Below are 12566 nucleotides of genomic sequence, written 5' to 3' on the forward strand. Positions count from 1 at the left end.
AGTCGCACGTGGTTCTGGTCGATTTGCGAAGGTGATGATCGGTAAGTACAGTCTGCTCATATAGCGATCCCGTTGAATGAAGACTACGTCTTTTTACAGCTTTCTGTAGCACACCATCTCATGGTAGCGACAAATCAAATCCTCTCCGTTTTCATCATCTTTGCCCTCGCACTCCTCGTGATTCGGATTGGGGCGATTGCACTTCGAATGACTGGTCTCTCACCGGACGTGGCCACATTTCAGGCGGCATCGGCATTTTCGGGAGCGGGGTACACGACCGAAGAGGCGGAGTTTACGGTCTCGGAGCCAAGCAGACGAACAATTGTCATCTGGCTCATCCGACTCGGAAGTATCGGCGTTGTGAGTGCGTTCGCGTCGCTCCTTCTGTCGTTCATCAACGCCGAGGGCGAGAACATTCTTACCCTCCTCTACGTTATTGGTGGCGTTGTCGGGATTATTCTTCTCGCTCGTAGCCAACTATTGAATCGAACATTGACGCCGGTTATCGAATGGGCACTTGACCAGACGACGGATCTCACCATCCAAGATTACACGCAGGTACTCGGTCTTCAGAGTGAATATCGCGTCGCCGAAGTTGAGATCAACGAAGACGAATGGCTGGCAAATGATACAGTCAGAGAATTGAACCTCTCTGACGAAGGGGTGATCCTGCTCGGGATCGAGCGAAATGATGACTATATCGGTGCCCCCGATTCTGATACAGAGATTCAACCGGGAGATACCGTTACCCTCTATGGGAAAGAAGATCGATTACAGGAACTCGCAGACCGAGACGAAGGGGACGTTAAAGCGCACAATGAGGCGCGTAACGAACACGAAAATATCCTCTCTGAACAAGAACGAGTCATCGATCAGTAAGCACGTATAGTGACCGCACCAAGGTTCCAATTGACTGTACTACTGATATACAGTGTCTCGAGTATCGAGATTCAGTACTCGAAGTTCGTTTGTGATCCAATCGATACCACGTCCTCCCCAACCGATTCACTCGCTCGCAAGCTCACTCGCTCATCCCTCACACGGGTTTCACTCGCGGGTCGCGATCAGCGATCCGCGAGTGAGCGCGCGCCACCGCATGTGCTTGGCTGGTGAGGTACGATAACCGAGAGTTGTGCTGACGTTCGTCAGGTAGGTGTAGCGAGGGGACCGAACTGCGCTTTGCTTCCTTCTCTCTCAGTTCCTAACCGCACCGGTTCCCGGCCGCTCGAGCCCCGCCAAATCGATCTCCCCGCCAGGCATCGGGACGCCGTCGTAGGGATCCTCGGCGAGCAGGAGCGAGCCGTCGAGGTCGGCGTAGTCGAGCAGTGGCGCGAGGTGGGCGGCCGCCGCGAGCGAGGCGTTCGATTCGGTCATACAGCCACACATCACCTCGAGGCCCTGGGCTCGAGCGGTGTGAATCACCCGAATCGCCTCGCAGAGCCCGCCACATTTCGCGAGCTTCAGGTTCACGATGTCACAACGGTCGGCGATCTTCGGCACGTCGGAACTGACGAGACAGGATTCGTCGGCGGCGATCGGGAGTCTCGAGCGCTCGGAGACGTACTTCAACCCCTCCGGATTCTCGGCGGGGACGGGCTGTTCGACGAACTCGAGGCCGTAGGGTGCGAGCCGGTCGATCGTCTCGACGGCTTCTTTGGGGGTCCAGGCTTCGTTCGCGTCGACGAACAGCCGCGCCTTCGGGGCCGCCTCGCGGACCGTCCGAACGATCTCCTCGTCACGATCTGTTCCGAGTTTGACTTTCAGCGTGCCGAACCCTCGCTCTCTGGCCGCTTCGGTCTTCTCGCGCATCGTCTGCGTGTCGTCGATCCCGATCGTGTAGGAACTCTCGAGCGTCGCCGTCGGATCGAGTCCCCAGTAGCGATACAGCGGAATCTCGAGACGCTTCGTTACCAGATCGTGGAGCGCGACGCTAACCGCGGTTCTCGCGGAGGGGTTCCCTCGAATGGACTCTCGCATCCGGCGTTCGATTCGCTCGAGTTGATGGGGATCACCGACCTCCTCGACGATCTCGAGAAGGTCCGGAAGGACCGCTTCCACGGTTCCCGCCGTTTCGCCGTAGTGTCTCGTGGGAGCCGCGCCGCCGACGCCGACGGTGCCGTCGCCGTCTTCGATCCGAACGAAGACGACCTCGGTTTCGGTCGCCGTTCCGCGAGCGATCGAAAAGGGCTGCTCGAGGGGAAGCGTTCGGCGCTCGATTTCGGTTTGAAATTCGCTCATAGTATCGCCTCGAGGACCGTCTCCGCGTCGAATCGAAGCACGTCCGTCGCGGGTGCACCGAGCGCGTCCTCGTAGACCTCTAGCTCCCGGCGAGCGTCCTCGTCATCTTCGATTCCGGACGTATCGAGCGCGCCCGCGACGACGGACGCCTCGTTGACGGGTGCCGCGAGGTCCTCGTAGAGGTCGACGTACGTCGAAATCGACGACAGGGAGAACGAGTCGTACCCGTGGATGGCCTCCCGACCGGCGTCGTGACAGAGCACGAGTTCGTCGGGCATCGCGCCGTGAAGGATGCCACAGGTTACGGCGGAGTAGGCGGGGTGAACGATCGATCCCTGGCCTTCGACGAAGAGGTAGTCGTGTTCGTCACCCTTCTCTGTGATCATCTCCTCGACGGCCCCCGCGGTGAAGTCGCTGACGACGCGATCGATGGGATTCCCCCAGCCTTCGATCATGATCCCGGTTTGTCCGGTCGGGATCACGGCGGCGTCGTGTCCCGCCTCGCGGGCGGTGCGTGCGAGTTCCATCGAGACCGTCATCTTGCCGACCGAGCAGTCGGTCCCGACCGTCAGCACGATTTCGGCGTCGACATCGGCCGCGACGCCCTCGCTCACCGTCAGATCGGCGGGCGGCTTGCGAACGTCCCAGATGTCGCAGTCGTTTTCGGCCGCAAGCGCCGCGAACTCCTCGTCGTCCTCGAGGAAGTAGTGCAACCCGGAGATCACGTCACAGCCTCGATCGAGGGCGTTCCGAACGTCGTCGCGCCAGCTTTCGTCGAACTCGCCGCCGATCGGCGAGATGCCGATCACCAGCGCGTCGATCGATTCGTCGATGTCGCCCATCTGCGAGACGATCGGCGCGTCCTGTACGTCCGGAACGAAGTCGGCGACTCGAGCGCCCGCGTTTTCGCGGTCGAGAACCGCCACGGCGTCGTCGTCGCTGTACCGAAGGATGCCGAGCGCGGTTTTCGCTCGTTCGGGGAACTTCTCGTGGGCGAGAATCGCAATGCGCATACGGGGATCATGGCGAAGCGGCCACTTAATCGTGGACCTCGCGGCGAACCAGCCGCCGGAAGCCGTCTCGGAACGCGGTGGTGGAAGTTAGAACACGCCCAGCTCGGTCGTCCAGAACGATCGATGTGCGTCTTCGAGTGCGGATTTTGGCTCGCCGGTCGCGTCGACGGCGGCCGTCGCGTCCGGCTCGAAGTTCCCCTCGTCGGCGAGCGTTTCGACGACGCCGCGTTGCCCGGCGAGATAGAGCCGGTCGGTGTCGAACTCGGCGAGCGCCCGGTGGCAGCGCCCGAGGTGGTCGTCGATCTGATCGTCGCGGATTCGCTCGAATCGAGCCTGCGAGAAGCCGCCTTTCGAGTGGCTCCCTTTCACGTCGCTTTCGAAGCCGCGGTAGTCGACCCGCTCGCCGTCCTCGTAGACGCCGAGAGCGAACAGGTCCGCTCTGACCAGCGCGAGCGCGTAGCTCCCGGTCGGCAGGAACCACTCGCGCTCGAGTTTGAACCGATCGCTCCAGGTCGGTTCGGGGCTCGACTCCGGGATCACGGGGGGCTCGAGTCGAACCGAGACGAGTCCGGCGTCGTCGAAACAGACGAGACACGGATCGGCGTCGGTTAACAGGGATGCTCGCTCGCCGATCACGTCTTCGACGACCTGATAGCGTTCCGCGTCACTCCTGTCGGTTTGCTCGCGTTGTGGGTCGAAAAACACCGTACACGCGCCTTCCGGTCCCGTTCGAACGGACGTGAGCCGGCCGAACACCTCTTCGAGTCGCGCGCCGCGAAGCTGTTCGCGACGCCTGAACTCGAACTCGTCGTCCGTTCCGTCCTCGTCGACGCGCTCGAGTTCGCCCTCCAGTTGGGCGATTCGATCCTCGAGCCGATTCTGACGTTCTTCGGCCTCTTGTTTGGCGGTAACGGCGTCCGCCTTCCGCTCGGATTCGGCCTCGTAGCGCTTTCGTAGTCGCTCGGCTTCCTCCTCGAGTTCTTCGATTCGCTCCTTTAACGACGCGCGGCCGAGCAACTGGTCGATCATCGAGAAAAAGCGCGGACCGGGGCCACTTTTAGGTTCCGGCGTTGGGGTGGTCGTCGGCCGAACCCGTTGGTGACCAGCCACCCGCGTACTCGAGCAGCTGTTGTGCGCGCTCTCTGCGCGCGAGGAACACTTCCCGTAGCGAGGGCGGATTCCTGATCCGGGTCCCCTCGAGGACAGATTCGGGGACCGCGAGCGTGTTTTCGGGCACGCCGTCGTCGCCGTGGACCGCGAAGTGACCCGACTCGAGTTTCATCACGAGCGGCGTATCGAGTCGTTCGATACCCTCTCCGGTTGTGTACACTGCGTCGTTGATTCGTTCGTGCTGGGAGCTTTGCATGAACGCGCGGTCTTCGTTCGTCGGCGTAACGTATAGCCGTCCGAGATAATAGCTCCGCGAGAACACCTCGAACATGGTAGCTAATAACACGGTGTGCGTGCTGATAACAGTTCTGCAGATACAGTTATCCCGAGCGCTTTTGTATCGAACACGGAACCAATCGCTCGATTCGGCCGATCTACTCCGACCAGTTGTTCAGCGTTATACGGAACGAGAGACGCTACTGTGGTCCGAAAAACGTTGTTCGTTTGACTGATTCCCAACGAATTACACACAGCGCATTTTAAACGCTCAAACCGAATCTGAGCGGCGAATGCATTCGACTAAACGGTCAGAACGAAGGTTTACCTTTTTACGAAGTTCGTCCGGAGAATGACTCAATGACTGGCACTCGTGGTGTCGCTATCGTGGTACTGATCGCCGTCGCCGGTCTCGCGATCGCACCGCTTGCAACTGCTGGATTCTCGGATTCGCTCGCCGAATCAGCCGGAGGGGTCGTCATCGATGGGGACGGTGACGCAGGCGAGGACCCTGTCGAGGACGATGCGAACCACGGTGAGAACGAGGACGAGGACGGCTCCGAGTCAGCGGCCGACAACGGTTCCTCACCGGGAACGAACGTTACCGAGTTTATGGAATCAAGTGCGGCGGAGACCGAGACAACCGTCGAAACCGGCTTGTTCAACGCTAGCTACAACAATGCTGACGACGAGTCACGGGAAACTATCGTGACCGACCGCGCCGAGACGATCGAAGACCGAATAGCGGATCTCGAGGACGAAAAGAACGAACTCAAAGCGAACGAGGACGAGATGAGTTCGGCCGCGTACAATGCTCGAATGACGCGGCTCACGGTCCAGATTAGTTCCCTCGAGAACTCGATCGAGGCGGTCGAACACCGTGCGGGTGATCTCGGCTTGAACATGAGCGGTCTCGACAAACTTCGCTCGAGTGCCGACGATCTCACGGGGCCGAGCGTTGTAGAAACCGCGACGAATCTCGTCAGTGTCGACATGCCTTCCAGTTTTTCGGATGGGGTTCGGGACCAGGTCAACGAATCGGTGCCGTCGCCTGATCTTGGGGACGTGAGTTCGCCGAACGTGACCGGCGACTCGGGACTGCCGACCGACGGGCTTTCGACTCCGAATATGACCGACGATACGCTGCCCAATACCACTAGCTCGGAACTCGAACCTGACGACGGCGAAATAGACGAACTCGTCGGGAACAACAGCATCGGTACTGATGAACTCGAGGACGAACGAGTGACACTCGACGAAGCCGGAGACAACGAGAGCGTGATCGATGAAACCGTTCTCGACGAGGCCGGAGATAATGAGAGCGCGATCGATGAAACCGTTCTCGACGAAGCCGGAGACAACGAGAGCGCGATCGATGAAACCGTTCTCGACGAGGATGAAGAGGACGAGAGCGCACTTGACGATAGCGTTCTTACTGAGGGCGAGGACAACGAGAGCGTGATCAACGAGACCGTCTTTGACGTGCATAATGGCAGCTGAAACGCGACGGCAGTACTCAACTAGCGCTGATTGGTGTCGCTACTGTCGAGTTGACACGCCGCGTTGAAACGCTCGGCGAGAGCAGACACGCTTTTCAGCGACCATCGTCTAGGCTCACTCGATGGACTCCGCCGCGTTGCTCGATTTGCTGGGGAACGAAAACCGGAGACGGATCCTTCGGCTCCTGGCCCGCAAACCGTGCTACGTTACCGAGATATCGGATTACCTCGGTGTGAGTCCCAAGGCGGTCATCGACCATCTCCGGAAATTAGAAGAGGCCGGACTGGTCGAGAGCCGGGTTGACGACCAACGCCGGAAATACTTCCATATCGCTCGAAACGTTCGCCTCGAGGTGAACGTCTCGCCGTACGGATTCGCAAGTAAGAGCGCGTATCCGGCGAACAACAGCGTCGATATCACTTCTTGCCGGCATCTCTCGGTCGACGTCTCCTCCGGTGATGGTGACGAACTCGAGGAACTGTTGGGGACGCTCGAACGCCTCGAACGCCTCGAGAACGAGCTCTCGCTCGCCCAGCGCTGGGTGCAGGGTCAACTCTGTGAGACGCTCGACGACATCTCGGAGGTCGTCGGAACGGGCCCCGAGAGCCGGATTTATGCGGACCTCCTTGCAAGTGTCCGCGGCGAGCCAAAGTCGGTTTCGGAGCTTGCGGCGGACATCGACGCACACCGGGAGGTCGTTACGGGGTTACTCGAGAAGATGGCCGACAAGGGAGTCGTTCAGCGTACGGAGCGCGGTTGGAAGCTAACGACCGACGGTCGCTAATCGAAGTCACACAAAGCGAAACGACGACGAACTCGGCGAGTTGCTCCCGATCGACGGATACCTTTCCACTCAGTTGTCTCTGATGGGTTTGTGGGAGGCTGATCCCGATATTCCCCGCCACGCTTTCTTCGGCTCTCTTCGCTCACCTGTAGTGCTATCCGCACGCAGACCTGCCGACCACGACGGTTCCTCTCCATCCCATCCACAGGTCCTCGCCCTCCCCAACCGCGGCGGTTCACTTCGTTCGCGGGTCGTTCCACTCACGGTTCTTTTCAATCACCGTTCGCTGTCGAGACCCGGCTTCGCCGTGTCTCGCTCCCCGCTCACCGTTCGAGGGCTTCACTCTGTTCAGCCCTCGTATTCACCGCCACCCTCACGCGGTTCGGTGCGCCTCCAGCGGCGCACCAGCGCGCGCCACCGCAGATCGCTAGGGCCGGGAGCGCGTGTCCTCGGAGAGGACCGCGCGACCCGGGGAAGGGCAGGCCTGCATTGCGGGTTGCTGTACTGTTGGACCGCCAGCGGGCTGAGGGCCTTCGTCATCAGGAGGTGTCCCCTCGAGTGAGAACGAGAAGGGGTACGTCCGTTCTCGCGGGTACGTCCGCTCTCGCGGGTACGTCCGTTCTCGCGGCCGTCTCCGTTCGGTCAGCAGCTCAATCGACGTCTCGAGCTAGTCCGTTCTTGAGGTCGCGGCCGAAGTAGTAGCCCCCGAGGCAGGCGAGCGCGCCGGTGGTCGTGCCGACGGCGAGCATGTTTCCGGTCGAACCGAGCATCGCGAACAGCGTGAAGTTGAACATCGCGGCGACGATGCCGACGGAGACGCCCGCCGCGGTCATCTCGAGGTAGCGTCGTTTCGACGTGACTAGTCCGATCAAAAACGCCGCGCCGAATATGCCGATCATCCGGCCGGCAAACGGAATAACGGTGTTTCCGGCGAACAGCCCTGCCCCGATGACCATGATGAGAGCGAAGTACGCCTTCGGCGAGAAGTACTGAGTCGGGGAGAGCCGCGGGAGCGAGAACAGCGACGTCACCGACGAAAGGCGAGATCCGTTCGAGTCCGGTGTAGGCTCGGCGCTGGCCTCGGATTCCGCGTCATCCGCGCCGAACGACGGCATCCACGACCTCGAGTCGGACGCCTCGTCCTCAAGTGACGGTTCCGGTTCGAACCCGTCAGCTCCTGCTGACCGCTCGTCGGCGTGAGTGCTCGAGTTTGACGAACCGGACGAGTCCGAAAGGAGGCTTTCGGTCTCTTCTAAGAGTTCGTCGGTGGACTTTGGCTCCCGGCTCGTCGTCACCTCGTCCGAGCGATCGCTCATGGTCGAGTCCAGGCCGGCCGACACCATGGGCCTTTCCCTGCACGTTCGTCGCGATGGGTTGGTTACCGCTGTGTCGCTTTCTCGACCGACTCGAGCGGGCGGAAAATGGTAACGTTGCAATATTAAAACTAGATATAGAAATAATAACTTTACACAATACACTTAATCTGGTTGCCATGGAGCTCACACGACGAACGGCTCTCAAAACCGGTGCCGGTGCACTGATCGTTGCAACGACGGCTGGCTACGCAACTGCCCAAACAGACGAAGGAGAGGCGACGCTCGAGTTGCTCGCCGAAGAGAACGTCGACCACCAGCACGCGTGTCTTCACGGTGACTTCGACGAACGAACGCCGCTCGAGGCCGGCGAGCTAGACGAGGGTTCGCCAACCGTCGACGACACGCACGTCATCTGGGAGGTGGCCTACGAGGGCGATCAGCGGTACGTGGTATTCGACGCGGACGCTCACTTCGCCGACGGCCCGTTCGTCTTTTACACCGCCGACGGTTCGGTGACAGCTATCGAAGGAACCGAACTCGAGCGTGGGCCCGTCGACGACGAAGAGCACTGCGATTCCCTCGAGGAATACGTCGAAATAGAACCCGAAGACGGACGCATCGCACTCGAGCTCGTCGCGGACCTCTCAGAGGAGGACGAGCCGGAAGATGAGGACGAAGCCGACGACGAAGACGAGCCGGAAGATGAGGACGAAGCCGACGACGAAGACGAGCCGGAAGATGAGGACGAAGCCGACGACGAAGACGAGCCGGAAGATGAGGACGAAGCTGACGACGAAGACGAGCCGGACGACGAGGGTGAAGAGGATGACGAAGACGGAGATGACGAGGAGGATGATGAAGACGGAGACGACGCAGATGATGAAGAGGGCGACGAAGATGGAGACGAGACAGACGATGAGGAGGACGCTGAAGACGGCGTAGACGATGACGAAGATGGAGACGACGAAGCGGAGGACGAGCCGGAAGATGAAGACGAATCCGAAGACGAGGACGAAGCCCTCGAGCTTTCGGTTTCCGGACCGAACGAGATTTCGATCGGCGAATCAGCGCAGTTCCACGCGACCGTGAGAAATCGGGGCGGCGCCAGCGCTGAACCCACCGTTACCCTCGAGGTCGGAAGTGCCACCGCCTCGACGACGGTCGACCTCGATGCGGGTGGCTGTCGTGCGGCGTGGCTCTGTGTCGACGGAGCCGACCTTCCTGCGGGGACACACGATTGGTCCGTTACGTCCGGTAGCGAGGTCACGACTGGGATGCTTACCGTCACTGAATCGAGCGAATAACCGAGGCGTCAATCGGGGGCCGAACCGCGTTCTTTGCCAGCCCGCTATTTTTCACGTTCCACGATGTGTACTAACCCGATGGACGTGGACCTGATCGCGCTCGGAATCCTCGCGATCGCAGCCGCCATCGGTGTCGGATACGCCGCTCGATACCTGTATCCGCGTCTCGACGCACCCAGAGAGTCGCTAACGTCGCTTCGATTTCTCACCGCGCTCATCGTCGGCGTCCTTCTCGCACTCGGACTCGGGCTGATCCTCGTGGGCGTGCTGGTCTGATCTCGATTCGGCCCGGCTGAGTATCGTCGCAACCGTGACCGCGCCGGGTCCGAAAGGGTGGCTTCAAGTCCGACCGTCTGCAAGCAACGGATATGAACCCAGGCGATCGCATCCGAGTCGATTCGGACGACCGCACGTACGAAGGCGTGTTGCTCCCCTCGAGCACGGACGACCACCTCGTCGTCAAACTCGAGGGCGGGTACAACGTCGGTATCGACCGCGACGGAACCGAGATCGACGTCCTCGCGCAAGACGTCTACGAGATCGGCGGGACTCAGGACGACGACGGTGAGGAGTCGACGGTCGAGTTCGACGACGACCTGCCGACGATTTCGCTCATCTCGACCGGCGGGACCATCGCCTCGACGGTCGACTACCGAACGGGTGCAGTGACGGCCCAGTTCGACGCCGAGGACGTCCTCCGGGCGGTGCCGGACCTCGCTGGCAGGGCCAACTACCGCGGCCGCGTCGTCGCGAACATCCTCTCGGAAAACATGGAGCCGCCGATCTGGCAGGAACTCGCACAGGCGGTCCACGACGAGATCGAGGCCGGTGCCGACGGCGTCGTCGTCATGCACGGCACCGACACGATGCAGTACTCCGCGTCGGCGCTCTCGTTCATGCTCGAGACGCCCGTCCCGATCGTCTTCACCGGCAGCCAGCGCTCGGCGGACCGGCCGTCCTCGGACAACGTGATGAACGCCGTCTCGGCCGTCGAAGCGGCCAAAAGCGACTGCGCGGAGGTGCTGGTCTGCATGCACGCGAACGAATCGGACACGACCTGCGCGCTGCATCGCGGAACCCGCGTCCGCAAGAACCACACCTCTCGGCGCGACGCGTTCGAAACCGTCGGCGCGGAGCCGCTCGGAACCGTCGACTACGAGAGTGAGGATGTCTCGTTCCACAGGGACTACCAGGAACGCGACGCTGTCGACCTCGAGCTTTCCCCCGAACTCGAGACCGATGTCGAACTGGTGAAGTTCACGCCCGGTATGGACCCCGCCTTCCTCGAGATCGCCGAGGGCTCCGCGGGACTGATCATCGAGGGGACGGGACTGGGCCACGTCCACACCGATCACATCCCGAAGATCGAGGAACTTATCGACGACGGCACGACGGTCGTCATGACCAGCCAGTGTCTCGAGGGGCGGGTCTGTGACCGCGTCTACGATACCGGCCGCGACCTGCTCGAGGCGGGCGTGCTCGAGGGCGAGGACACCCTGCCGGGCACCGCGAAGGTCAAGCTGATGTGGGCGCTCGAGAACAGCGGAGACGTCGAGGAAGCGATGGGAACGTCGCTCGCGGGCGAAATACAGGATCGATCGACCCCCTGGGAGTGAGATTGATGGGTGAATCCTCGAACGACGCGGCCGGAAATGCCAGCGACGAGGTCGAAATCCGTTGCGCGACCCACGACGATTACGACGACGTGGTGGCGTTCACGGGAACGATCTGGGAGGACCGCGGCGGCGACTACATTCCCGAGATCTACCACGACTGGCTCGAGGACGACGACGAGTCGGGCAAAAAGACCTTCCTCGCCGAAATCGACGGCGATGTCGCCGGCATCCTTCAGAGCGTCATGCTCTCTCCCGAGGAGGCCTGGTTCCAGGGCATGCGCGTTAATCCCGACTACCAGCGCCAGGGCGTCAGCCAGCGGTTGAACGAGGCCAGTTTCGAGTGGGCTCGAGAGCAGGGTGCCACCATCGGTCGCGTGATGGTCTTTTCCTGGAACTCGCCGTCGCTCGGTGCGGCCCGAAAGAGCGATTTGGAGCCGATCACGGAGTTCCGCTTTGCCACCCCGGAACCCGACGAGGGCGCCTCCGGCCCGCTCTCGGTCTCGAGCGATCCCGCGGACGCGTGGCGGTTCTGGGTCGGAAGCGACGCGCGCGACCACCTCCGCGGACTAGGGCTGGCGACCGAGGAAAGCTGGGCGTTGCGGGAACTCACGCGCGAGGACTTCTCGACGTTCGCCGACGAAACGGCGTTGTTCGTCGTGGAAGGCGACGGAGCCGACGCCGACTCGACGGCGCGCGAGCGGAGGGGCGCCTGCGGGGCGGCCTACCGAACGCGAACCATAGAGCGGACTGCCGACGACGGCGATGAGACGACAATCGCCGAGTACGGCGTCGGTGCCTGGGCCGATGTCGACGCGGCGCGGTCGCTGTTCGCAGCGATCTCTCGAGACGCCGCTTCGCTCGGGGCCGACGGGACTCGAGTTGTGATCCCCGAAACGGTTGAGTACGTCAGCGACGCCTCCTACGCGGGTGCTGGCGTGGCCGACGAACCGGATTTCGTTCTCGGGATCGACTTGACCGGAACGAACGAGTGAAGAATTTGTCCGTCTCCGATCGATGGTCATTGGTTTGGCCGCGTTCGCGGATGTGACATCCTCAAAACCACCCGCTCAAATCAGTTAAACGAGCGAGCGGAATCGATTCGTTAGACTCCCTCTGGCTCTCCGCTACCCGCCGCTTACGGGCGGAAACAGCGCCAGTTCGTCGTCCGCTTGCACTTCGGTCTCGAGTCCCTCCTCCTGTGTCAGGACGTTCGTTCCGTTCCGCAGGATGTTGATCTGCGAGCGCAACTCGCCGCCTTCGATCACTCGATCCTCGAGCGCCGGCCGGTCCTCGAGGAGGGCCTCGAGAGCGTCCTCGACCGTCGCGTCGTCCTCGACGTCGACGGATACGTGTTTGTCTCCCGCCAGTTCGGCGAGGTCGGCGAACAGCTTCCAATTCATGGTCGGGCG

The 12566-nt window shown here is 61.4% G+C and carries 13 protein-coding genes; 7 read left to right on the top strand and 6 right to left on the bottom strand.

The annotated features are described in order from the left end of the window. The first annotated feature begins 120 nt into the window (after nt 1-120). On the top strand, nt 121-879 hold the full coding sequence (locus ACZ5C7_RS10975) for a TrkA C-terminal domain-containing protein (RefSeq protein WP_464376344.1): 759 nt from the start codon (nt 121-123) through the stop codon (nt 877-879). 315 nt (nt 880-1194) lie between these two features. Here the strand turns inward: ACZ5C7_RS10975 and ACZ5C7_RS10980 are convergent, their stop codons facing one another. The 4 genes from ACZ5C7_RS10980 to ACZ5C7_RS10995 form a co-directional block, all read right to left on the bottom strand. After that, complete coding sequence (locus ACZ5C7_RS10980) at nt 1195-2238, bottom strand: dipeptide epimerase (RefSeq protein WP_464376345.1); 1044 nt, start codon at nt 2236-2238, stop codon at nt 1195-1197. Next, the gene (locus tag ACZ5C7_RS10985; RefSeq protein WP_464376346.1) at nt 2235-3251 is read right to left on the bottom strand and encodes a DUF1611 domain-containing protein; all 1017 of its coding nucleotides are present in this window, start codon (nt 3249-3251) and stop codon (nt 2235-2237) included. Before ACZ5C7_RS10985 ends, ACZ5C7_RS10980 begins: the two co-directional genes overlap by 4 nt. 87 nt (nt 3252-3338) lie before the next feature. Further along, a complete protein-coding gene (locus ACZ5C7_RS10990; RefSeq protein WP_464376347.1) occupies nt 3339-4280 on the bottom strand; it encodes a Vms1/Ankzf1 family peptidyl-tRNA hydrolase in 942 nt (313 codons plus the stop codon). A gap of 28 nt (nt 4281-4308) precedes the next feature. After that, entirely contained in the window at nt 4309-4692 is a 384-nt protein-coding gene (locus tag ACZ5C7_RS10995) for a DUF5802 family protein (RefSeq protein WP_464376348.1), read from the bottom strand. 305 nt (nt 4693-4997) lie between these two features. Between ACZ5C7_RS10995 and ACZ5C7_RS11000 the strand changes: the two genes are divergently transcribed. Together ACZ5C7_RS11000 and ACZ5C7_RS11005 are read left to right on the top strand one after the other, a co-directional pair. Continuing rightward, a complete protein-coding gene (locus ACZ5C7_RS11000; protein ID WP_464376349.1) occupies nt 4998-6137 on the top strand; it encodes an ABC transporter C-terminal domain-containing protein in 1140 nt (379 codons plus the stop codon). 121 nt (nt 6138-6258) lie between these two features. Continuing rightward, on the top strand, nt 6259-6921 hold the full coding sequence (locus tag ACZ5C7_RS11005) for a metalloregulator ArsR/SmtB family transcription factor (RefSeq protein ID WP_464376350.1): 663 nt from the start codon (nt 6259-6261) through the stop codon (nt 6919-6921). 650 nt (nt 6922-7571) lie between these two features. On the opposite strand, the gene ACZ5C7_RS11010 is transcribed toward ACZ5C7_RS11005, so the two are convergent. Next, a complete protein-coding gene (locus ACZ5C7_RS11010; protein ID WP_464376351.1) occupies nt 7572-8237 on the bottom strand; it encodes a DUF456 domain-containing protein in 666 nt (221 codons plus the stop codon). A gap of 176 nt (nt 8238-8413) precedes the next feature. Here ACZ5C7_RS11010 and ACZ5C7_RS11015 point away from each other — a divergent pair, with 176 nt between their 5' ends. The 4 genes from ACZ5C7_RS11015 (at nt 8414) to ACZ5C7_RS11030 (ending at nt 12149) form a co-directional block, all read left to right on the top strand. Further along, entirely contained in the window at nt 8414-9541 is a 1128-nt protein-coding gene (locus ACZ5C7_RS11015; protein ID WP_464376352.1) for an Ig-like domain-containing protein, read from the top strand. Between the two features lie 78 nt (nt 9542-9619). Further along, nucleotides 9620-9817: a hypothetical protein gene (locus tag ACZ5C7_RS11020; RefSeq protein WP_464376353.1), complete on the top strand. Its 198-nt coding sequence runs from the start codon at nt 9620-9622 to the stop codon at nt 9815-9817. Between the two features lie 92 nt (nt 9818-9909). Next, the gene (gene gatD, locus ACZ5C7_RS11025; RefSeq protein WP_464376354.1) at nt 9910-11157 is read left to right on the top strand and encodes a Glu-tRNA(Gln) amidotransferase subunit GatD; all 1248 of its coding nucleotides are present in this window, start codon (nt 9910-9912) and stop codon (nt 11155-11157) included. A 5-nt stretch (nt 11158-11162) separates the two neighbouring features. Beyond that, nucleotides 11163-12149, top strand: coding sequence for an N-acetyltransferase family protein (locus ACZ5C7_RS11030; protein WP_464376355.1), 987 nt, complete (start codon nt 11163-11165; stop codon nt 12147-12149). A gap of 132 nt (nt 12150-12281) precedes the next feature. On the opposite strand, the gene ACZ5C7_RS11035 is transcribed toward ACZ5C7_RS11030, so the two are convergent. Then, nucleotides 12282-12557 carry a ubiquitin-like small modifier protein 1 gene (locus ACZ5C7_RS11035; protein ID WP_464376356.1) on the bottom strand — a complete coding sequence of 92 codons (276 nt, stop codon included), beginning with the start codon at nt 12555-12557 and terminating at the stop codon, nt 12282-12284. Nucleotides 12558-12566: the final 9 nt, after the last annotated feature.

Source organism: Halostagnicola alkaliphila, assembly GCF_055379965.1.

What these genes read in the sequence shown, in the direction of transcription:
- ACZ5C7_RS11005 (WP_464376350.1), top strand. Translation starts at nt 6,259, where the DNA reads ATGGACTCCGCCGCGTTGCTCGATTTGCTGGGGAACGAAAACCGGAGA.
- ACZ5C7_RS11015 (WP_464376352.1), top strand. Translation starts at nt 8,414, where the DNA reads ATGGAGCTCACACGACGAACGGCTCTCAAAACCGGTGCCGGTGCACTG.
- ACZ5C7_RS10980 (WP_464376345.1), bottom strand. Translation starts at nt 2,238, where the DNA reads ATGAGCGAATTTCAAACCGAAATCGAGCGCCGAACGCTTCCCCTCGAG.
- gatD (WP_464376354.1), top strand. Translation starts at nt 9,910, where the DNA reads ATGAACCCAGGCGATCGCATCCGAGTCGATTCGGACGACCGCACGTAC.
- ACZ5C7_RS11030 (WP_464376355.1), top strand. Translation starts at nt 11,163, where the DNA reads ATGGGTGAATCCTCGAACGACGCGGCCGGAAATGCCAGCGACGAGGTC.
- ACZ5C7_RS11035 (WP_464376356.1), bottom strand. Translation starts at nt 12,557, where the DNA reads ATGAATTGGAAGCTGTTCGCCGACCTCGCCGAACTGGCGGGAGACAAA.
- ACZ5C7_RS10985 (WP_464376346.1), bottom strand. Translation starts at nt 3,251, where the DNA reads ATGCGCATTGCGATTCTCGCCCACGAGAAGTTCCCCGAACGAGCGAAA.
- ACZ5C7_RS11000 (WP_464376349.1), top strand. Translation starts at nt 4,998, where the DNA reads ATGACTGGCACTCGTGGTGTCGCTATCGTGGTACTGATCGCCGTCGCC.
- ACZ5C7_RS11010 (WP_464376351.1), bottom strand. Translation starts at nt 8,237, where the DNA reads ATGAGCGATCGCTCGGACGAGGTGACGACGAGCCGGGAGCCAAAGTCC.
- ACZ5C7_RS10975 (WP_464376344.1), top strand. Translation starts at nt 121, where the DNA reads ATGGTAGCGACAAATCAAATCCTCTCCGTTTTCATCATCTTTGCCCTC.
- ACZ5C7_RS11020 (WP_464376353.1), top strand. Translation starts at nt 9,620, where the DNA reads ATGGACGTGGACCTGATCGCGCTCGGAATCCTCGCGATCGCAGCCGCC.
- ACZ5C7_RS10995 (WP_464376348.1), bottom strand. Translation starts at nt 4,692, where the DNA reads ATGTTCGAGGTGTTCTCGCGGAGCTATTATCTCGGACGGCTATACGTT.
- ACZ5C7_RS10990 (WP_464376347.1), bottom strand. Translation starts at nt 4,280, where the DNA reads ATGATCGACCAGTTGCTCGGCCGCGCGTCGTTAAAGGAGCGAATCGAA.